General features: G+C 70.0%; 16 protein-coding genes. 13 read left to right on the plus strand and 3 right to left on the minus strand.

The window, feature by feature from the left end; translation table 11 throughout:
* The first annotated feature begins 107 nt into the window (after window positions 1-107).
* The 13 genes from lon to G6O68_RS01820 all read left to right on the plus strand — a co-directional run bounded on the left by lon (window position 108) and on the right by G6O68_RS01820 (window position 13562).
* Window positions 108-2678 carry an endopeptidase La gene (gene lon, locus G6O68_RS01760; RefSeq protein ID WP_165244135.1) on the plus strand — a complete coding sequence of 857 codons (2571 nt, stop codon included), beginning with the start codon at window positions 108-110 and terminating at the stop codon, window positions 2676-2678.
* Window positions 2679-2712: 34 nt separating this feature from the next.
* The gene (locus G6O68_RS01765; RefSeq protein WP_165244138.1) at window positions 2713-4209 is read left to right on the plus strand and encodes a sugar ABC transporter ATP-binding protein; all 1497 of its coding nucleotides are present in this window, start codon (window positions 2713-2715) and stop codon (window positions 4207-4209) included.
* Window positions 4210-4252: 43 nt separating this feature from the next.
* Window positions 4253-5200: an ABC transporter permease gene (locus G6O68_RS01770; protein WP_165244140.1), complete on the plus strand. Its 948-nt coding sequence runs from the start codon at window positions 4253-4255 to the stop codon at window positions 5198-5200.
* 131 nt (window positions 5201-5331) lie between these two features.
* Window positions 5332-5994 carry a lysophospholipid acyltransferase family protein gene (locus G6O68_RS01775; protein ID WP_165244142.1) on the plus strand — a complete coding sequence of 221 codons (663 nt, stop codon included), beginning with the start codon at window positions 5332-5334 and terminating at the stop codon, window positions 5992-5994.
* A 191-nt stretch (window positions 5995-6185) separates the two neighbouring features.
* On the plus strand, window positions 6186-6779 hold the full coding sequence (locus G6O68_RS33470; RefSeq protein WP_390625344.1) for a DUF2752 domain-containing protein: 594 nt from the start codon (window positions 6186-6188) through the stop codon (window positions 6777-6779).
* Window positions 6670-7335: a hypothetical protein gene (locus G6O68_RS01785; protein WP_390625345.1), complete on the plus strand. Its 666-nt coding sequence runs from the start codon at window positions 6670-6672 to the stop codon at window positions 7333-7335. Before G6O68_RS33470 ends, G6O68_RS01785 begins: the two co-directional genes overlap by 110 nt.
* A 297-nt stretch (window positions 7336-7632) precedes the next feature.
* Window positions 7633-8391: a ThuA domain-containing protein gene (locus G6O68_RS01790; protein ID WP_165244148.1), complete on the plus strand. Its 759-nt coding sequence runs from the start codon at window positions 7633-7635 to the stop codon at window positions 8389-8391.
* A gap of 351 nt (window positions 8392-8742) precedes the next feature.
* Window positions 8743-9360: a redoxin family protein gene (locus G6O68_RS01795; RefSeq protein ID WP_165244150.1), complete on the plus strand. Its 618-nt coding sequence runs from the start codon at window positions 8743-8745 to the stop codon at window positions 9358-9360.
* Window positions 9361-9473: 113 nt separating this feature from the next.
* Entirely contained in the window at window positions 9474-10010 is a 537-nt protein-coding gene (locus G6O68_RS01800; RefSeq protein WP_165244152.1) for a TlpA family protein disulfide reductase, read from the plus strand.
* 101 nt (window positions 10011-10111) lie between these two features.
* Window positions 10112-10366 carry a 50S ribosomal protein L31 gene (rpmE, locus tag G6O68_RS01805; protein ID WP_165244154.1) on the plus strand — a complete coding sequence of 85 codons (255 nt, stop codon included), beginning with the start codon at window positions 10112-10114 and terminating at the stop codon, window positions 10364-10366.
* Window positions 10367-10497: 131 nt separating this feature from the next.
* Window positions 10498-11565, plus strand: coding sequence for a peptide chain release factor 1 (gene prfA, locus G6O68_RS01810; protein WP_165244156.1), 1068 nt, complete (start codon window positions 10498-10500; stop codon window positions 11563-11565).
* 29 nt (window positions 11566-11594) lie between these two features.
* Window positions 11595-12524: a peptide chain release factor N(5)-glutamine methyltransferase gene (gene prmC, locus G6O68_RS01815; RefSeq protein ID WP_165244158.1), complete on the plus strand. Its 930-nt coding sequence runs from the start codon at window positions 11595-11597 to the stop codon at window positions 12522-12524.
* A gap of 144 nt (window positions 12525-12668) precedes the next feature.
* Window positions 12669-13562: a carbonic anhydrase gene (locus G6O68_RS01820; protein ID WP_165244160.1), complete on the plus strand. Its 894-nt coding sequence runs from the start codon at window positions 12669-12671 to the stop codon at window positions 13560-13562.
* On the opposite strand, the gene G6O68_RS01825 is transcribed toward G6O68_RS01820, so the two are convergent.
* From G6O68_RS01825 to G6O68_RS01835, 3 genes are read right to left on the minus strand one after another with little or no spacing between them, the layout of a single operon-like run.
* Window positions 13514-15028, minus strand: coding sequence for a proton-conducting transporter transmembrane domain-containing protein (locus G6O68_RS01825; protein WP_165244162.1), 1515 nt, complete (start codon window positions 15026-15028; stop codon window positions 13514-13516). The genes G6O68_RS01820 and G6O68_RS01825 overlap by 49 nt on opposite strands.
* The gene (locus G6O68_RS01830; protein ID WP_206107987.1) at window positions 15025-16443 is read right to left on the minus strand and encodes a proton-conducting transporter transmembrane domain-containing protein; all 1419 of its coding nucleotides are present in this window, start codon (window positions 16441-16443) and stop codon (window positions 15025-15027) included. Before G6O68_RS01830 ends, G6O68_RS01825 begins: the two co-directional genes overlap by 4 nt.
* Window positions 16440-19538: a DUF2309 domain-containing protein gene (locus tag G6O68_RS01835; protein ID WP_165244164.1), complete on the minus strand. Its 3099-nt coding sequence runs from the start codon at window positions 19536-19538 to the stop codon at window positions 16440-16442. Before G6O68_RS01835 ends, G6O68_RS01830 begins: the two co-directional genes overlap by 4 nt.
* Between the last annotated feature and the right edge of the window lie 291 nt (window positions 19539-19829).

Here is a 19829-nt window from a genome sequence, read left to right on the forward strand (position 1 = left end):
TCCCTTTCGCGGCATGTTGGACCACAATTCACGAGTCCGCCCCGACCGAGGCTCGCCGGGGCGTGGCCTCATCCGCGTGCTTTCGAGAGAGAGCAGAATAGGGTTTCATGCACTCACGCACGAAGAAGTCGTCGGCACGGAAGCGTCCGACGGCGCGGGACGAAGGGATGCATCGGGGGGGGCGAGACGAGGCACGCGCGGAGTCGGCCTCGGCCGGGGCGGGGGACGAGCCCTCGGGGCGTCCGAATCGCCTGCCGCTCCTGCCCTTGCGGTCGGACCTGGTCTTCCCGCAGACGGTGGTGCCGCTGGTGGTGAACCGCCCGAGCGGGATCCGGCTGATCGACGAGATCATGGTCGGCGAGCGGCTGGTGGGCCTGGCTAGCCAGCTCCATCCCGAGATCGACGATCCCGGGATGCACGACCTCTTCCCGACGATCTGCGTGGGCACCGTCCTGAAGATGCTCAAGTTCCCCGACGGGTCCACCCGGATCGTCTGCCAGGGGCAGACTCGGGCCCGCCTGGTGAACGTCGTTCAGACCGAACCCTACCTGATCGGCGAAGTCGAGCCGTTGGAGGAGGTCGACGAGGGAGGCGTGGAGGTCGACGCCCTGGTCCACCACGTCAACCGCCTGTTCCAGCGCATGGTCGACCAGAGCCAGCAGATCCCCGAGGAGCTGCAGGTCGCCGCAATGAACACCCACGAGCCCGGCCGGCTGGCGGACCTGCTGGCGTCGAGCCTCCCCTTCTCGATCGAGGAGCGGCAGGTCCTGCTCGGCGAGGTGAACGTGCGGGTCCGCCTGGAGCGGCTCGCCCAGTTCCTCTCGCGGCAGCTCGCGGTGCTGGAACTCTCCACCAAGATCCAGGAGCAGGTCGGCTCCGAGCTGTCCAAGGCCCAGCGCGACCATTTCCTGCGCCAGCAGCTCAAGGCCATTCAGGACGAGCTGGGGGAGGGCGAGGGGGAGAACCCCGAGGTCGCCGAGCTCTGGGAGCGGATCAAGACCGCCAACCCTCCCGAGGAGGTCCAGCGCGAGGCCGAGCGCGAGCTGGAGCGGCTCGTCGGCATGCACCCCAGCTCGGCCGAGTACTCCATCGTCCGCACCTACCTCGACTGGCTCGCGCTGCTCCCCTGGGACAAGGCCAGCAAGGATAGGCTGGACCTCCGCCGCGCGCGGAAGATTCTGGATACGGACCACTACGACCTGGAGAAGATCAAGGAGCGGATCCTCGAATACCTGGCGGTCCGCAAGCTCAAGCAGGACATGAAGGGCCCGATCCTCTGCTTCGCCGGCCCGCCTGGGACCGGCAAGACCTCGCTGGGCAAGAGCATCGCCAAGGCCCTGGGTCGGGAGTTCGTCCGGGTCAGCCTGGGGGGCGTCCACGACGAGGCCGAGATCCGCGGCCACCGCCGGACCTACGTCGCCGCCATGCCCGGCCGCGTCATCCAGGGGATCCGCAAGGCCGGGACCAACAACCCCGTCTTCATGCTCGACGAGGTCGACAAGCTCGGCAACGACTTCCGAGGCGACCCGTCCGCCGCGCTCCTGGAGGTGCTCGACCCCGAGCAGAACGGGACCTTCCGCGACCACTACCTGGACGTCGATTTCGACCTCTCGAAGGTCATGTTCATCGCCACGGCCAACGTGCTGGAGTCGATCCCGTCCCCGCTCCTCGACCGGATGGAGGTGCTCAACCTCCCCGGCTACAGCGAGGAGGAGAAGACGCTGATCGCCCAGAAGTACATCATCCCCAAGCAGTTGGAAGCCCATGGCCTGGTCCCCGACGACCTGGACATCACCGACCAGGCCGTTCGCAAGGTGATCTCCGACTACACCCGCGAGGCCGGCCTTCGGAACCTGGAGCGCGAGGTGGCCGCCGTCTGCCGGAAGGTCGCGCGCCGTCGCGCCGAGGGGAAGAAGAAGGCCGTGACCGTCGGCCCCGTCCAGGTCGGCGAGCTGCTCGGCCCCTCGCGATACTTCCGCGAGCTGGCCGACCGCACCGGCGTCCCCGGCGTGGCCACCGGCCTGGCCTGGACCCCGACCGGCGGCGAGATCCTGTTCATCGAGGCCTCGGGCATGCCCGGCAAGGGGGGCCTGACGCTCACCGGCCTGCTCGGCGACTCGATGCGCGAGAGCGCGCAGGCGGCGATGAGCTACCTCCGCAGCCACTCCAAGCAGCTCGGGCTCGACGCGGCCAAGATGGCCAAGACCGACGTCCACATCCACGTCCCGGCCGGCGCGGTGCCGAAGGACGGGCCGTCGGCCGGCGTGGCGATCGCCTCGGCCCTCATCAGCCTCTTCCGCGACCGCCCGATCAGGATGGAGCTGGCGATGACCGGAGAGGTCACCCTCACCGGCCGCGTCCTCCCCGTCGGCGGCGTCCGCGACAAGGTGCTGGCCGCCCGCCGCGCGGGCATCCGCACGGTCCTGCTGCCGCACCACAACGAGAAGGACCTCGTCGAGCTGCCCGCCGACGTGAAGGCCGACCTGACCTTCCGGTTCGTCGAGACGCTGGACGACGTCATCCCCAAGCTGTTCGAGGACCCGGCCGCCAAGAAGGCCCGGGCCGCCCCGGTCAAGCCGTCGTCCGGCCGGGAGGCCCCGGCGAAGCGCAAGAAGGGCCCGACCGCCGACGAGCCGGAGGTCAAATTCCCCGCGCATTCGCCCCGTCGTCGCCCGTGAGCCCGTCGCGAACCTCTCCGACCCCGACTGCCCGATGCCCCAAGACCCGCATGAGCTTCGCCGCGTCTCGCTGAACGGCCTCACCCGTTCCTTCTCCGGCGTCCGCGCGCTCAAGGGGGTCGACCTGGAGCTGCGCGGCGGGGAGATCCACGCCCTCTGCGGCGAGAACGGCGCGGGAAAGTCCACGCTCATCCAGATCCTCGGGGGCGTGGTGCGTCCCGACTCGGGCTCGATCGCCATCGACGGGCGTCCGGTCCGGTTCGCGAACCCGGCCTCGGCGATCGCCGAGGGGATCGCGATCATCCACCAGGAGTTGAGCCTGGTCGACCCCTTCACCGTGGCCGAGAACCTGGCGCTGGGGGCCGAGCCCCGATTCGGACCCTGGATCGACCGCCGGGCGATGGCCCGCGAGGCGAGGCGACGGCTCGACGAACTTGGCTTCGCGCTTGACCCCGACGCCCACGTCGGCACGCTGGCGATCGGCCAGCGGCAGCAGGTGGAGATCGCCAAGGCCCTCGGCCGCGACGTCCGGGTGCTGGTCCTCGACGAGCCGACCGCCGCGCTCTCGCGGGCCGAGGCCGAGCGACTCTTCGCGGTCCTTCGCGACCTTCGGGCCCGGGGCCTCGCGATCCTCTACGTCTCGCACCATCTGGAGGAGGTCTTCGCGATCGCCGACCGGATCACGGTCCTCCGCGACGGCTCGCGGGTCGGCTCGTGGCCGACGCCCGAGACGACGCTCGGCGAGGTCGTCGCCCACATGGTCGGCGAGGCCGTCGACGTCCGCGAGCGCCCGCCCCGCAAGCCCGCCGGCGAGCCGCTCCTGCACGCGACCCGGGTCGCGGGCAAGACGCTCCGCGGGCTCGACCTGACCGTCGCCGCCGGCGAGGTCGTCGGCCTCACCGGCCTCGCCGGCGCGGGGCACGAAGAGCTGGCGGCCATCCTCTTCGGGGATGCTTCGCGGGCGGCGGGCGAGATCGCCTGGAAAGGTCGGCCGTTCCGGCCCCGCCACCCGGTCGAGGCGGCGCGTCGGGGAGTCGCGATGGTCCCCGCCGACCGCCGGGGCCGGGGCCTGATCCCCACGCAGGGCGTCCTGGAGAACATGACGATCGCCAGCGACCGGGACCTGTCGCGCTGGGGATGGATCGACGGCCGTCGCCGTCGCGAGCTGGCCCGGACGTGGTGCGAGAAGTTCGAGGTGGCCGCCTCGGGGCTCTCCCAGCGCGTGCTCACGCTCTCGGGCGGAAACCAGCAGAAGGTGCTGCTGGCGCGTTGGGCGGCGCGGAACCCGGAGCTGTTCATCCTCAACGAGCCGACGCGGGGCATCGACGTCAAGACCCGCGAGGCCATCCACCGCTGGGTCGACGAGCTGGCCGACGCCGGCCGCAGCGTGCTCCTGATCACGTCCGACACCCAGGAGATGGTCCGACTCGCCGACCGCTGCCTCGTGCTTCGCGAGGGGAGGGTCGCGAAGGTCCTCGAACCCCCCGCGCTCACCGAGCACGCCGTCGTCGCCGCCATGGTCGAGGGCTGAGACGGCCCGCCCGCATCGAAGCCGAAGCCCCAAGGGAATCGTCATGCCGCGCCCGCTCCGCTCCGTCCTCAGCCGCCTCCCCCAGATCCTCCTGATCGCGGGCGCCCTGGTCCTGATGCTGCGGACCGAGCGGTTCTTCACGCCCGGGACGCTCACGAGCATCCTGACCCAGGCGAGCATCGTCGGCGTGCTGGCCATCGGCCAGTCGTTCGTGCTGATCGGCGGAGGATTCGACCTGTCGCAGGGGGCGATGCTGGCGCTCACGGCGGCGACCGTGGGGCGCCTCTCGGAGGCAGGTTGGTCGGGCCCGGCCTGCATCGCCGCGGCGCTGGCGGTCGGGCTCGCGCTCGGGGCGATCAATGGGTTCTTCGTCTCGGTGGTGCGGACGAACCCGTTCGTGACCACCCTGAGCACGCTTCTGATCTTCCGGGGTGCCGCATTCATCGCCCTCGGCGGGCGGCCCATCTCCAACATCCGGGTCTTCCAGGCCGTCGATTCGGGCTTCCAGATCGGGTCGACCTACATCCCCTATCGTGGCCTGGTCTTCCTGGCGGTCGCGCTGGCCGCGTGGCTCGTGCTGCGACGCTCGGTGTTCGGCCAGCACGTCTACGCGCTGGGCGGCAACGCCGACGCGGCGAGGCTGGCGGGGGTCCGCACGGTGCGGCTCCGCACCTGGACGTTCGCCCTCAGCGGCCTGGCTACCGGCCTGGCGACGGTCCTCTTCCTGAGCTGGCTTCGGGTCTCCAAGCCCGACACGGCCGTCGGCTACGAGTTCGACTCGATCGCCGCGTGCGTCGTCGGCGGAGTCTCGCTCCAGGGCGGGCGCGGGAGCGTCCTCGGCGCGGCGGCCGGCTGCCTGCTGCTCCAGGCCCTGCGCACACAGATCACGATGAGCGGGTTCCCGGAGGAGTATCGGACGTTCGTCACCGGCCTGGTGATCCTCATCTTCGCCGCCGCCGACGCCCTGGCTCGCCGCAACGAGCGAGGTTGAGTTGGGCGGCGGGGACGCGAACTGGACTGGCGGGATTGGCGGCTTTCGCCTAGTCTCCACCTCGCGCCCCCGGTGCGTCGTCGCCGATCGGGGCGGACGGTTCACTTCCAGGGAAGGAAGGCGAGGCGGGCATGAAGATCCAGCATCCGCTCCTGATCCAGGCCGTGGGATGCGTCGGCTCGCAGCTGATCCGCGGGCTGGGCCGAACCTGGGATTTCCACTTCCGATACGAGGACCCCGCGGTCGACCCCGAGGTCGCCCGTCGAGCGGGTCAACGCTACATCTACGCGTTCTTCCACGAGGTCATGCTCTTCCCGGCCTACTATTGGAACTGGCCGAGCATGAACATCCTCATCAGCGACCATCGCGACGGCGAGATGATCACGCAGGTCGTCAAGAGGCTGGGATTCGGCGTGGTCCGGGGCTCCAGCACGCGGGGCGGCGCGCGGGCCCTGCGCGAGATGACGGGGAAGCTCGAAGGGAACCTCTGCGTGACGCCGGACGGCCCGAGGGGCCCGCGTCGGCACGTCCACCAGGGGATTGCCTACCTGGCCAGCCGGACGGGGCTGCCGGTGGTCGGGACGGGTCTGGCGTTCAAGGACGCCTGGCGGGCGAAGAGCTGGGACCGCTTCTGCGTCCCCAAGCCCGGCTCCAAGGCGGCCGCCGTCACCCCCGCGCCGGTCTTCATCCCCCCCGACGCCGACCGCGAGGCGCTGGAGGCCGGCCGGCTGGAGATCGAGCGTCGGATGCAGTCGGCCATGATCGAGGCCGAGGAGTGGGTGGAGAAGCTCTGAACCGGGGTTGCCAGGAATCGGGCGGCCCGGTACGTTGCGTCGGCATTTCCGCATGATTCGCGTTCCGACCGCCGGCGTCTCGATAGGCCCTCGGTCCATCCCCTGCGATGCACGCACACCCCTTGAATCGGCCCCCGATCTCGCAGCCGGTCCGGTGGCTCCTGACGGCCTTGGCGGTCGGCCTGGGAATCATGCTGGCGGTCGCCCGCTCGCTGGAGCCGGACCCTCGCGGGTATGGCTCGCACGAGCAGCTCGGCCTCGCTCCCTGCTCCTTCCTGGTCGACACGGGACGCTACTGCCCCTTCTGCGGGGCGACGACGGCCGTGGCTCATGCGACGAGGGGGCGGCTGGATCGGGCCTGGGGGGCGAACCCGGCGGGTGCGCTCGTGGGCCTGCTCGCCGGCCCGCTGATCGCCTGGTTGCTGGTGGCCGCCTGGACGCGGAAGCCCTGGGGCTTCCGGTCGCCGGGGGAGCCGCTCGTGGGCCTGCTGTTCCTGATCGTCCTGGTGGGTTCCGCATTCTGGTTGAAGCGATTTCTTGACGGCCCGGCCCACCTGGCCCCCGCCGGCGCGGCGCCGGCCACCGGCCCGGTCCCGCCCGCGCCCGAACCAAGGAAGGAGGGGGCGAAGGATGCACCCCCATACGATGACGAGGATGCGACGTCTCGCCGCCACCGTGGCGGCCCTGAGCCTGCTGGTGACCCTCACGGGTTGCGACCCGCGCACGCTCTTCTACTTCCTGCAGCCCTTCGAGCCCACGATCCCGGCCCCCGGCCCCTCGCTTAAGGGGAAGAAGGTCGTCGTGCTCTCGGCCGCCGACGACGGGACCCTGGCCCGCTTCCCCGGGCTCGAACGCGACCTGGCGCGGCAGTTCGCCAACAACCTCAAGAAGAACAAGAAGATCACCACCGTCGACAGCGAAAAGGTGGCCGACTGGATCCAGGGCCATCCCAAGTGGTCCGACCCCTCCGAGGCCGCCAAGGACTTCGAGGCCGACGTCGTCGTCGTGCTGGAGGTCGAGATGTTCCAGACCCGGCACCCCGGGAGCCTGAACGTCCTCGAAGGATCGGCCAAGGTGCATATTCAGGCTTTCGAGCTGAAGCACCCCACGAACAGCAAGGGGAAGCCGATCACCGACCAGCCCAAGGAGTCGGAGTCGATCTACGACGACTACCAGGAGACGACCTTCCCGATCCGGGGGCCGATCCCGATGGACTCCGGCGTCGGCGAGTCCACCTTCAAGAACAAGCTGCTGCAGGTCGTCGCCGACGAGTGTTCCTGGCACTTCATCGAGCACGCCCAGGGCGACGTGATCCAGGACGTTCGCTTCAACGGCCGCTGATCCGCGGGCCGCGCCCGCAGTCGCGGCGACCCGACGACCAATCCGCCTCCGGGCCGGGCCCCCGCCGATCGCGGCGGGGCGTCCCGGCCCGTTCGCAATCCGCGCCTTCAGAACCTTTCCGTCCCGGGCCGGGAAGGAGTTGTGATCGCGACGCCGCTCCCGTACGATGATTAATCGTTGGAGACGGCGAGACTTCCGGCCCCCATCCGTCGACGCCTCTCGACGGAACCCTCCGAATCCGCCCCGCCCCCCGCCCCGCCCGCGACCTGGAACCCGCCCCCATCCAGGAGAACCGCCGTGAACATCGAACGCCGATCCTTCGTGCGCCGGCTCTTCCCCGCCGCCCTCCTGGCCGCGTCCCTCGGCGTCTCGGCGGCCGGCGCGCAGTCGGTCGCCCCGGTCCGCGTCCGGGTCTGGTGCGAGGGGGAGTCGTCCCCTTCGGCGTATCCCGACGGGGTCGACGTCGTCCTGGCCGACTCCCTGGCCCGCCAGCCGGGCCTCGCGGTGACGCGCGCACGCCTCGGCGAGCCCGAGGACGGGCTCTCGGACTCGGACCTGGACCGGACCGACGTCCTGGTCTGGTGGGGCCGCGCCCGCCACGACGAGGTCCCGGACGCCCGCGCCCAGGCCGTCGCCGGCCGCGTCCGCCAGGGGAGGCTCGGTCTGGTGGCCCTCTATGCGTCGTGCGGCAGCAAGCCGTTCCGCCTCTTGATGGACAGCATGCCGTGCGAGCCGGGGAGCTGGCGCGAGGACGGTCGGCCCGAGTTCATCACGGTGAAGGCGCCGGAGCACCCGATCGCGGCCGGCGTGACCTCGTTCTCCATCCCCAAGACCGACATGTTCTCCGAGCCCTTCGCCGTCCCCGAGCCCGAGACCGTCGTCTTCGTCTCGTCGTGGGAGCGCGGGGAGACCGTCCGCAGCGGGATGACCTGGACCGTCGACAAGGGCCGGGTCGTCTACCTCCGCACCGGCTCGGAGTCGTTCCCGGTGCTCTTCCACCCCTCGGTCCGGCTCTCGATCACGAACGCGGTGTTCTGGAGCGGCCGGCGGTCCTGAGCGATTCGCAGGCACCCAGACTGCATGCGACCTCTCGTCCACGGGCGTCTGGGCGGGATTGACTGGGTTGTTGACTGGCCGCGGGTGCGACCTATAATCGAGCGATCGTCGCGTCGGCGAGTGGCGACGATTCCAACACGGCCGCAAAATACAAAGCCTTCGAAAGCCTGCAGTTTCACCGGCCCAGTAGACCAGCGACAACGCTTTCTCCAGAAAGCTGAGCGTACCGACGGGCGCGCCGACGGACGGCGAGCCTCTCGCGTGGACCGATCGGTGGTTCGTCCTGTGGGCGAGGGAGTCGCTCCTTCGACTACCGGCCCAGACCTCAAACCCCAGACGGAGTCAGCATCGATGCGGAAAGTCCTCCTGAGCCTGGCCGCCCTGGCCATCGTGGCCCCGGCCTTCGCGGGCGAACGCTACAACAAGGTCGTGAAGCCGGGCGACAAGGCCCCCGACTTCTCGGGCATCCCGGCCGTCTCGCCCTCGGGCGAGCAGACCAGCCTCACGCTGTCCGACGTGAAGGAAGACGTCGTCGTCGTGGTCTTCCTGGCCAACCACTGCCCCGCGGTCGTGGGCTGCGAGGACCGCCTCAACGAGTTCACCAGCGAGTACAAGGACAAGGGCGTCCGCGTCGTCGGCCTCTGCGTCAACGACATCGATCAGGACAAGCTCCCCGCCATCAAGAAGCGGGTCGCCGACAAGAACGACGGCAAGATCAACTACATCTACGGGTACGACGAGACCCAGGCCGTCGGCAAGGCCTACGGCGCCGTGAACACGCCGTCGTTCTTCGTCCTCGACAAGGATCGCACGATCCGCTACCTGGGCTCCTTCGACGACAACATGCAGGAAGCCAAGGCGACCAAGCACTACGTCAAGGACGCCGTCGACGCCCTGCTCGCCGGCAAGTCCCCCGCGATCGAAGAGACCAAGCCCTTCGGCTGCGGCATCCAGTACACCAAGAAGTGAGCCGAGGAGGCCCCTCGGCCTCGCCGCTCCTGAAACCCCCTCGGGCCGCCGGACTCCTCGTCCGGCGGCTCGATTCGCTTACCCCCCCCGGCCACTCCGAGGAATCGAACACCATGTTCCGCAAGTCCGCCCTCGTCCTCGCGGCCTGCCTGGCCGGTTCGCTCGCGGCCCCGGGGCGCGCCGACGATCCCAAGGCCGGCCCGATCGCGCTCCAGCAGCTCACCTGGGCCGAGTTCGAGAAGCACCTCGCCTCGACGGACGGAGCCAAGTACACCCTGGTTGACGCCTGGGCCACCACCTGCGCGCCCTGCAAGGAGAACTTCCCGCACCTCGTCGAGATGCACGAGAAGTACGGCCCCAAGGGGCTCGCCGTCGTCTCGCTCTCGCTCGACGACGCCGAGGACTCCAAGGCGATCGCCGAGGCCGAGAAGTTCCTCAAGGAGAAGCACGCGACCTTCACGAACGTCCTGCTGAAGGAAGAGTTCGGCGCGGGGTTCGACCGGCTGGACATCAGCGCGATCCCGGCCGTCTTCCTGTACGGCCCCGACGGCAAGGAGGTGAAGCGGTTCACCATGGATGATCCCAACAACCAGTTCACCTACGACGAGGTCGAGAAGGAAGTCGCCGCGCGGCTGTCGGCCCCGAAATGACCTTGGGAAGCGGCGTCGGGATGTGATAAGATGACGACTTCGGCCGGGGCCAGCGCGAGATTCCGCCCGGTCGCCACTCTCAATCGAGAAAACAGACGGCGATGAAAGACGGCATTCACCCCAATTACGTCGAGTCCACGGTCACCTGCGGCTGCGGCAACACCTTCCAGACCCGCAGCACCCGGCCGAAGATCTCGGTCGAAGTCTGCGCCAAGTGCCATCCGTTCTTCACCGGGTCGGTGAAGTTCGTCGACGCGGCCGGCCGGGTCGACAAGTTCAACAAGAAGTTCGGGGGCACCTACGGCAAGGCCAAGAAGGCCGCCGAGCCCGCCGCCGCCGAGCCCGCCAAGGCCTAGTCCTTCCGCGAGGATCTCACGAACCACGGCCCGCGTGGCGGATTCCCCGACCGCCACCGCCGGGCCGTTTCGCGTGACGGCGCATCGCGACGGTCGCCCTCGGTCCCCGGCCCCTGGCAGGTCATCCCCCCGTGTTCGAGAAGCTCCAGGCGGACTATCGACGCTTCCTCGAGATCGAGCAGGCCCTGCTCGACCCCGCCGTCGCGGCCGACTCCGCGAGGGTGACCGCCCTGTCGCGGGAGCGTGGCAAGATCGCCAAGGTGGCGACCCTCTACGGCCGCTATCTCGACCTCGGCCGCCAGATCGACGAGGCCGAAGGCCTGCTCGCCGGCGAGGCCGACTCCGAGATGCGCGCCTATGCCGAGGGCGAGGTCGCCGGGCTCCGGGACCGCCGCGAGGTCGACGCCGAGTCGCTCCGCAACATGCTGTACGACCGCGAGTCCGGCACCGACCATGCGGCCCTCATCATGGAGATCCGCGCCGGCGCCGGCGGCGACGAGGCCGCGCTCTTCGCCCGCGACCTCTACGAGATGTACCGGCGCTTCGCCGAGTCGATGGGCTGGAAGATCGAGCTGCTCGACATGGAGGCCACCGAGCTGGCCGGCTTCCGCGAGGTCTCGTTCAGCGTCTCCGGCGAGGGGGCGTTCCGGCTCCTCCAGTTCGAGAGCGGCGGCCATCGCGTCCAGCGCGTGCCGCAGACCGAGACCCAGGGCCGCATCCACACGTCCGCCGCCACCGTCGCCGTCCTCCCCGAGCCCGAGGACGTCGAGATCGACGTCCGCAACGAGGACGTCCGCATCGACCTGATGTGCTCCGGCGGTCCCGGCGGCCAGCACCAGAACAAGACCGAGAGCGGCGTGAGGCTCACGCACATGCCCACCGGCATCGTCGTGAATTGTCGCGACGAGCGGAGCCAGCACAAGAACAAGTCGAAGGCGTTCCGCGTGCTCCGTTCGCGCATCTACGACCTGCTCCAGGAGCGGACGCGGTCCCAGCGGGACCAGGCCCGGCGCACGCTGATCGGCTCGGGTGATCGCTCGCAGCGGATCCGTACCTACAGCTTCCCGCAGAACCGCGTGACCGATCATCGGATCGGCCTGACGCTCTACAACCTCGACCAGGTGATCCAGGGCGACCTGGCGGGGCTGCTCAAGGCACTGGTCGACCACGACCGTCGCGAGCAGCTCGGCGACCTCTGAACGGCCCTCACGCCACGGAAAGAGGGGACATGCGGCCCGACACCCGAGACCCCGCGCCGACCGACGACGCCGGGCCCGCGACGCCGGCCCCCAGGCCGGACGCCGAGTGGACCATCGGCCGGCTTATCGCCTGGACCGCCGACTACCTCAAGAAGCGAGGGGCCGAGAGCCCCCGCCTCGACGCCGAGGTCATGCTCGCCCACGTCCTCGATTTCGAGCGGGTGCAGCTCTACACGCATTACGAGGACGTCGTGGAGGACGCCCCCCGCGCCGCCTACCGCGACCTGGTGAAACGCCGGGCCGACGGCGCGCCGGTGGCGTATCTCGTGGGTCGGAAGGAATTCTTCTCGCTCAGGTTCGACGTCTCGCCGGCCGTCCTCATCCCCCGGCCCGAGACCGAGTACCTCGTGCTGGGTTTCGTGGAAGCCGCCAAGCGCCTCGAATCCCCGCGCGCCGCCGACGTCGGCACCGGCTCCGGCTGCCTGGCCGTCGCCTGCGCGAAGCAGCACGCGACGGCCTCCTTCGCGGCGATCGACGTGTCGCCCGACGCCCTGGCCGTGGCCCGCGGGAACGCCGAGCGGCACGGCGTGGCCGATCGGATCGAGTTCGTGCAAGGCGACCTGCTCGCCGCCGTCGCTGATCGGCCGCCGTTCGACCTGATCGTTTCCAACCCACCCTACATCCCTTCCGGCGACCTGGCGGGGCTCGAGCCCAACGTCCGCGACTACGAGCCGTGGCTCGCCCTCGACGGCGGCGCCGACGGGCTGGAGCTGATCGAACGCCTCGCGGCCCAGGCGATCCCGCTCCTCAAGTCGGGCGGACGACTAATGATCGAGATCGGAGCCGGGCAGGACGAGGCCGCTCGCGCCATCCTCTCTCGTCACCCCGAATATCAAGTCCTGCCTACGGTTCGTGATTTGCAAGGCCACCCCCGAGTGGTCCACGCCGCCCGCGTCTAGCGAGACGAGAGCCAGGCCGCGCCGATTGGTTGACGAATTTTTATCTGATTGTGCTCGAAGCGCCGTCGCTTTCCCGTTGATGATGGTGCGGGGGCGCCGGGCCGTCCGGCCGAATCGAATCGACGAGCACATGGAGCCTTCTGGATGATCGATTACACGTTCCGTTACGATCCTTCGCAGAAAGAGCCCGCCGCCCAACCCGCGACAGGGGAGGAGGCCCGGCAGACCTTGATGGCCGGCAACCGCGCCTTCGCCGAATGGATGAAGTCCTGCCGCGAGGCCGGGGCCGGGGCCGAACCCCAGCAGTTCATCACCAACGCCAGCGGCCTGCGGTCGATCCTAACTTCCGAGGCCCATGAGTTCCCGACCCAGAAGCCGTTCGCCGTCGTGGTGGGCTGCTCCGACGCGAGGGTGCCGACCGAGATGCTCTTCGGCCAGGGCTTCAACGACCTGTTCGTGGTCCGCAACGCGGGCAACGTCCTGGGCGAGGTGGCGATGGGGAGCATCGACTTCACGCTGCTGGCGCTCCGCGAGAGCGTCCGCGTGATCGTCTCGCTCGGCCACACGAATTGCGGCGCGGTGAAGGGGGCGGTCAAGGCCTATCTGAATCCGGGCTCGTTCTGGTCCACGGACTACTCGCCGGAGTTGCGGTCGATCTTCCAGGAGATCTTCGTGGCGGTCCGCGAGTCGGACAACATGCTCCGCGAGGTCTGGGGCCCGAACGCCTCCACGATGCCCGGCTACGAAGACGCGCTGATCGAGTCGGCCGTCTGCCTGAACGCCGCCCACACGGCGCTGGCGATCCAGCAGGAGGTCGAGGAGAGCGGGCATAAGGGGATCGAGGTGCTGTACGGGGTCTATGACGTGCGGGTCCATCAGGTCTGCATGCCGACTCTCCCTTACGAGCAGTCGAGCGAGGATCACGTCAATCTCGCCCACGCGCCCCGAGGTCCCGAGGAGCTGGCGGCGGTGGCGAGGGAGATCGCCACTCACTTGAAGCCGAAGGCCGTGGCCGTCGGCGCCGACGGCAAGCCTTGAGTTCGATCGCCTCCGCCATCGGCCGCGCGGCGGATCGCCGCCGAGCGGCCCATGGGCTCGCGCGCATCGGCACGCTCGCCGCTGCCGGATCGCGTCTCCAGGAGCCGCAGCGCGGCGTGGTAGCGGCCCTCCACGCCCCACTGCGGCCACAGGCCCCCGCCAAAGATCAGGAGCGACGTGACGACCACGGCGATCCGTTCCGGCCGTCGGATCCTCAGGTCGATCGACGACGAGTCCGACCTCCCGGCGAAGATCTGGAAATACACCCGGATCACCGCCAGGCCGTTGAGTGCGGTCATGATCACGACCAGCGCGCCGACGACCGGCATCGTCTCCATCGCGGCCTCGACGATCATCTCGATGCTGATGAAACCGGCCGTGCCGGGGAAACCGACGCTCGCCAGCCCCGTCAGCAGGAACAGCCCGGCCAGGGTCGGAATCTGTTGGTACAGGCCCAGGAACTCCGCCAGCGAGATCCTCCCCACCCTCGCCTCGACGCATCGCAGCACCAGGCCGAAGCCGGTCAGGGAGAGCGAGACCGACAGCCAGAGGCTCAAGGACCCCGTCAGCCCGATCGGCGTGGCGGTCTCGATCCCCACCAGCACCAGCGACGAGTGGCTGAGGAAGAGGTAGCAGAAGAACCGCCGCGCGTCGCGCTGGACAAGGGCCATGCCGGCGGCGTAGATCGCGGTCGCGAGCGACAGGACCGAGATCATCCGCAGGTCCCACGTCGGCGCGACCGGCACGACCAGGCGAGCGACGCCGAAGGCGGCCGTCATCGGCGTGACGAACAGCAAGGCGGTTCCGAAGGTCGCACGCTCGAACAGGTCGGTCATCCAGCAGTGGAACGGGGCCGCCCCGCCGCGGATGAGCATCGCAAGCGTGAGCAGCAGGATCGCCCACACCGGCTGATCCCCGGGCCCCGAGCCGCGTTCGACGCCCAGCTCGCCCAGGACGAGGAAGGCGATGAACATCCCCATGTGGATCAGGTAGACCCGGCACGGCAGCCGATTCGAAGCCAGCTCCAGGTAGCGCGGCGCCACCGAAAGGGCCATCATGGACGCCACGCCCCACGACGTCGAAGCGGCGAAGAGGGCTAGGAGGATCGACTCGGAGGCCAGGGTGCGGGGCAGCGAGAACTCGCGGAACTTCGTCCGGAGCGTCCCCAGGATCGTAAGCAGATAGAGCAGAGCGCCCAGGGGCATGAGCGGCGCGTTCAGCTCGTCGACCGCCAGCGGCGGGGCGCCCAGGCCGAGCGCCGAGAAAGGCCAGGGACCTGATGCGTCTCGCCCGCCCAGGAGCTTGAAGTCGACCCAGGCGGCCATCGTCAAGGCCAGGCTCAGCCCACCGATCGCCAGGGCGTGACCCCGGGCGACCTCGGGATCGCGGCGGAACTTCACCCAGATCGAGCCCAGCGCCGGTGCCAGGATCGCCATTTCCAGCCAGGGGAGTCGGATCGTGTTCATGAGAGGGCCTCGCCGTCCGGGGACGACTGGGGGACGGCGGCGTGGCGGCGGGGTCGGTCGTGGTCGTGGTCGTGATGAGGACGGCGGCCTCCGGAGAGGAAATCCGTCCAGCGCCGCTCCATGCCGTCGCACCAGCGGAACGCGCGCACGAACGGCCGTACGAGGAAGCGGTCGAGGGCCTCGTCGAGCCGGCCTCGCTCCAGGCCGAAGCGGTAGAGCCGCCTCCGAAGCTCGGCGGGGAATCGACGTTCGGCGATGCCCGCGACATGCGGGATCGGCCCGCCCAGGGCGTTCTCCAGCACTCGATAGTCCTGGAGCAGCGAGGGCGATCTGAGGAACTGGAGCGTCCGCTGGCAGGCGTGGCCGATGATGTGGACCAGAGCCAGGTAGCGGAACCCCAGGCCGATCTCGGCCGTGATCACGCCGACCTGCGTGAGCGACGCATAGGCCAACGCCGTCTTCACATCGGTCTGGACGCGACCCACCACCACCCCGAACACGGCCGTCGCCGCGCCGATCGCGACGACGCACGCACAGAGCGGAGGCGACGCCTTCAGGATCGGGTCGACGCGGAGCAGCAAGTAGGCGCCCAGGTGGACCGACAGCGCCCCGTAGAAGACCGCGCTGGAGGGCGTCGGGCCTTCCATCGCCCGCGGCAACCACCCCGAGAACGGAACCAGGGCCGACTTCCCCGCCGCCGCCAGCAGCAGCAGCAGGCCGATCCCCAGGGCCGGCCCCGGAGCGATCGTCGGTCGCGAGGCCGGCCAGGGGCCCGAGCCGGTCAGCGTCGCGAAGTCTCCCGCTCCCGAAAGGTGGTGGAGCGTGAGGGCGGCGATCAGGAACGCGGCGTCGGAGAACCGATAGACCGTCCAGATCCGCTGGGCGTTGAACACCGGCGCGGCGCGCTCGTGGAAGAAGGCGACCAGCAGCGCCGAGGCCAAACCGACCAGCTCCCAGCCGAGGAACAGGGTCTCGATCGTCCCCGCCAGCGACGCCACCACCATCCCCAGCAGGAACACGGCGAAGTAGAGGAAGAACCGCCGGTAGCCCGGCTCGCGGTGGAGGTAGCGGTCGGCGAACGCCCCGGTGACGCCCACCAGCACGAAGGTCAGGGCGGCGAACGGCACGGAGAGGCGGTCGAACAGGAACTTCAGGCGGAAGTGGAACCCCTCGGCCGGGAGCGCCACCCAATCGCCGATCTCCACCGGGACCTCGCGATCGCCCGTCCAGAGCATCGCCAGGAGCATGCCGACGACCGAAAAGAGGCCGTAGGAGACGCACGCGGCCGTCCACCGCGCCATCGCCTTCTCGCCGAGCCTCCGGGTGAAGAAGGTCGAGAGCCCGAAGACCGCCAGCAAGAGCGCGGGGGCGGCGACGGCCCCGAGCCCGAAGAATCGCGCGACCCACTCGTTCACGATCGAGACTCCTGGTCGGGCGTGATCCCGGCCGGCGAGGCGGTCGGAGCCGGGACGATCGACGCGAAGCCCAGGTGGTCGCGCCAGCCCCGATACCAATCGAGCGAGGAGGCGGCCCGCGGGAGGTCCGGGACGGGCCCGTCGTGTCGCTCGAATCCGTCGCCGCGATGGACGTAGACCACGGGGCCGTCCGGGTCCAGCGCGGCGACGCGCACCCAGCCGTTGCGGACCATCCGCGTCATCGAAGCGTCGGCCTCCAGAACCCGGGCCAGCCGCTCGGTCGTCGCTTCCACGACGATCAGGATCCGCATCGGCTCGTGAAGCTCGACCATCTGCCAGGGGAGGCCCGGCCGCAGGTCGCTCGACGGGCCGTCCATCACGCCGAGCAGCGACGTGATGTTGTGAGGCAGCTTCGACCCGCAGCCGTAGCCGCCGGGATCGACCCGCGAGAAGTAGTATTCCAGGTTGATCCCGCCGCACACGGGGAAGACGGCACGGAGAAGCCCGGCGAGGATCGTCCCGGCCTCGTCGTCCCCCGAGGGGTCGTACGAGGTCAGGAACGCGCGACGATCCAGGAACAGCCCCCGGGTTCGCTCGCGACGGCCGACGATGCACAGCGCGTTGGTCGCGTGGCCCAGCTCGGGCCTCGTCTGCGAGAGGTCCCCCGCCCTCCCCTCGACGTGCCGGACCGCCTCGTCGCACGACTGCGACAGCGGGGCCGATTCGAACCGCCGGCAACGCTCGTGGGCGTTGCGTCGGCGCGCGGCGTCGAGTGCGGCCGAGGCCTCCTCGAAACGCTCCTCGTGCGAGGCGGGGAGTCGGTCCAGCTCGTACCAGGCGATCGAGTCGTCGCAGGTGTTGTGGAAGGCGCCGACGAAGTGAACCGCGTCGGGGATCGCCGCCCCGCGAGCGGCCAGCGCCGTTCGGACGCGCGGGTCGTTGGCCATCTGCGCGAAGGCGCGGGCGTTGGGGCCGCCGCGCGCCCCGCCGCAGGCCCCGCAATCGTACGCCGCCGCCTGCGGGTTGTTCAGGCTCGACGAGCCGTGGCCCAGGATCACGACCAGCGGCGCGAAACGCTCCGCCGCGGTCAGGCCGATCGCCCGCAGGCCGCCGAGGACCACGACGGCCATCTCGGGCACGCTGTAGCCGAGCCGGCCGTTCTCGGGACCGGGGTCCGGCGCGATCCGCTCCAGTCTGAGCTGGGTCAGTTGGGGCGTGACGATCCGATCCCAGAGCCCGCGGGCCCGGGCCGTGTCGCGCGGGAGGAGCACCCTCGCCAGCAGGGGGAGCGTGGCGACGGAGCCCAGAAGCCCCGTCAACACGCCGCCGACGAACGTGCGCGACCCTACATGGACGCGATGCGCCAGCCGCCCCAGGCCGCGCCGCAGCGCCTGCTGGAATCGGCTCGCCCCGGTCAGCGAGCGGATCGGCTCCTCGCGGACGTAGATCCGCGGCTTCGCGTTCACCGGACAGAGCGGCCGGAACTGGGCCTCGGCCACGCCGCGGTAATACATCGCCACGCCGAAGAAGCCGGCCATGCCGAAGGTCTCACAGCGCGGTTCCACCTCCTCCAGGTGCCGCCGGAACGACTCCTCGCGTTCGTCGATGCAGCAGACGACCTGGAACCGCGCCGGGCCCGCGTCCGCCCCCGATGCGGTGCCGGCGACGGTCGCGGCCCGTCGCGTCGGATGGTGCGCCAGCAGCGCACGGATGGCCTGGACCTCGTACCGTCGCTCGTAGGCGAGCTGATAGACCCGGCGTCTACCGACGCCGTCGAACGATTCGATCTCGGTGACGAGCCGAGCCCACTCGTCCTTCGAGAGCCTCGCCAATTCCACGGGGCCCCAGCCCCGGACCTGGGCGAGTTGGAAGACGAGATAGGCCCGTTGGTCCACGCTCGATCGCGGGGCGTGTGGGCGTTGCTGGCCCAGCAGCCGCCGCAGATCGGGCAGAGGCGCGTCGAAGCCGAGGAAGCCCGAACTTGTCCACCTCAGGGCCAGCCGCTCCAGGACGAGTCGGATCGCCAGGAACTCGACGAGCGTCCCCGGCGGGGCCGGGCGAGCGGCCCACTCAGCGTTCGTCTCCATCTGGCGGACGATCCCCGCCCAGCCCCGGAGCGCCAGCAGCGTGCGTTGGAGATAGCCGGGCGCCTCGGATGCCGGGACGTTCAGCAGGTGGAGCGACTCGGCGATCGACGCCAGCGGCGTGAGCCCGTCCGCCTGGATCCGCCTGGCCTCCGCCGGCAGCGGGGCCAGCCACTCGGCGATCGGGCGGGCGTCGCGATGGATGTCGAGGAACGATCGGTAATAGCCGCCGTCGCGCCCCGGCAACTCCCAGGCGGCGAAACCCTGATCCAGGAACGCCGACGTGAAGCGGATCGCCACCTCATTGACGAGGAGGTCGAGGTCCACGCCCGAGGCCGCCAACAAGAGGTCGCGATGGCGGACGGGGGCGGGGTCGGCGGCCGATTTCCGCTTCACTCCGTGGGTGCCGTTGTGGCAGATCCGCCAGAGCAGCGTGAGCGTGAATGCCTCCCACGTCGCGGGCGACCACTGCTCGACTCGGGACGCCCGGAACTCGCGGGAGGCCATCAGCGCGTCCACCACGTCGCGGCCGGCCTTGCCGATCGACTCGCGGCCGCCCGCATACTCCCGCATGATCCAGCGCCGCGTCTGGTCGACGAGCCGCAGGCGGATCTCGGGCGAGGTCTCGTCCCGGAATCGGTGCAGGGCATCGGTCTCGGCGATCACCCAGTGAAGCTCGGCGTCGCTCCCCAATCGCAGGGGGTGTTCGAGCATCGCCATCCGCAGGTGGTAGCGGGTGCCCATGAAGCCGATCAGGCGATCGGCCTCGTCGCCCAGGTCTTCCAGGAGCGCCCAGCTCAGGTCTTCCGGGAGGATGCGGCCCCGGGACAGGGCGTCGCGGAACGTCTCCTCGCCGAGGTAGGGCTCGCAGCCGAACATCGAGGCCGCCTCGACCACGGCCCGATCGAACGGAAGATCCTCGAAGGCGTGGAGCGTGTTGTGGTGGACGAAGACCGTGATCGGGCCCTGCGACGGCAGGAGGTGCGCGGCGTGCTCGATCCAGCTGTTCAACGCTTCGAGGTCCGGCCCCGCGCCGGCTCGCGGTCGTCCTTCAACCGCCTCGACGTCGGGAAGGTTCACGGGAGTTCGACCCCCGGGACGCGTTCAACGCGTCGAATCGGCCAGCAAGCGAATCCCGATGACATGGCGTGAAGCCTCCCGACGCGCGGGGAGGATGCCGGAGCCCGCCCCACATCGGACGGCTCGAGCGTCGCGACCGTTGCGGGCTGGGGCCCGGTCGGGTCGTCGGGTGCCGTCGAGATCGTCTCGGAGGGAGAGGAGACGACCCGCGTCGACGCGGCA

The sequence above is a fragment of the Paludisphaera soli genome, assembly GCF_011064595.1.
Taxonomy (GTDB): Bacteria; Planctomycetota; Planctomycetia; order Isosphaerales; family Isosphaeraceae; genus Paludisphaera; species Paludisphaera soli.

Excerpts from the sequence above, each read along its gene's own strand:
- G6O68_RS01775 (WP_165244142.1), top strand. The coding sequence starts at position 5,332 with ATGAAGATCCAGCATCCGCTCCTGATCCAGGCCGTGGGATGCGTCGGC.
- G6O68_RS01820 (WP_165244160.1), top strand. The coding sequence starts at position 12,669 with ATGATCGATTACACGTTCCGTTACGATCCTTCGCAGAAAGAGCCCGCC.
- G6O68_RS01770 (WP_165244140.1), top strand. The coding sequence starts at position 4,253 with ATGCCGCGCCCGCTCCGCTCCGTCCTCAGCCGCCTCCCCCAGATCCTC.
- G6O68_RS01800 (WP_165244152.1), top strand. The coding sequence starts at position 9,474 with ATGTTCCGCAAGTCCGCCCTCGTCCTCGCGGCCTGCCTGGCCGGTTCG.
- G6O68_RS33470 (WP_390625344.1), top strand. The coding sequence starts at position 6,186 with ATGCTGGCGGTCGCCCGCTCGCTGGAGCCGGACCCTCGCGGGTATGGC.
- lon (WP_165244135.1), top strand. The coding sequence starts at position 108 with ATGCACTCACGCACGAAGAAGTCGTCGGCACGGAAGCGTCCGACGGCG.
- G6O68_RS01795 (WP_165244150.1), top strand. The coding sequence starts at position 8,743 with ATGCGGAAAGTCCTCCTGAGCCTGGCCGCCCTGGCCATCGTGGCCCCG.
- G6O68_RS01765 (WP_165244138.1), top strand. The coding sequence starts at position 2,713 with ATGCCCCAAGACCCGCATGAGCTTCGCCGCGTCTCGCTGAACGGCCTC.
- rpmE (WP_165244154.1), top strand. The coding sequence starts at position 10,112 with ATGAAAGACGGCATTCACCCCAATTACGTCGAGTCCACGGTCACCTGC.
- G6O68_RS01825 (WP_165244162.1), bottom strand. The coding sequence starts at position 15,028 with ATGAACACGATCCGACTCCCCTGGCTGGAAATGGCGATCCTGGCACCG.
- prmC (WP_165244158.1), top strand. The coding sequence starts at position 11,595 with ATGCGGCCCGACACCCGAGACCCCGCGCCGACCGACGACGCCGGGCCC.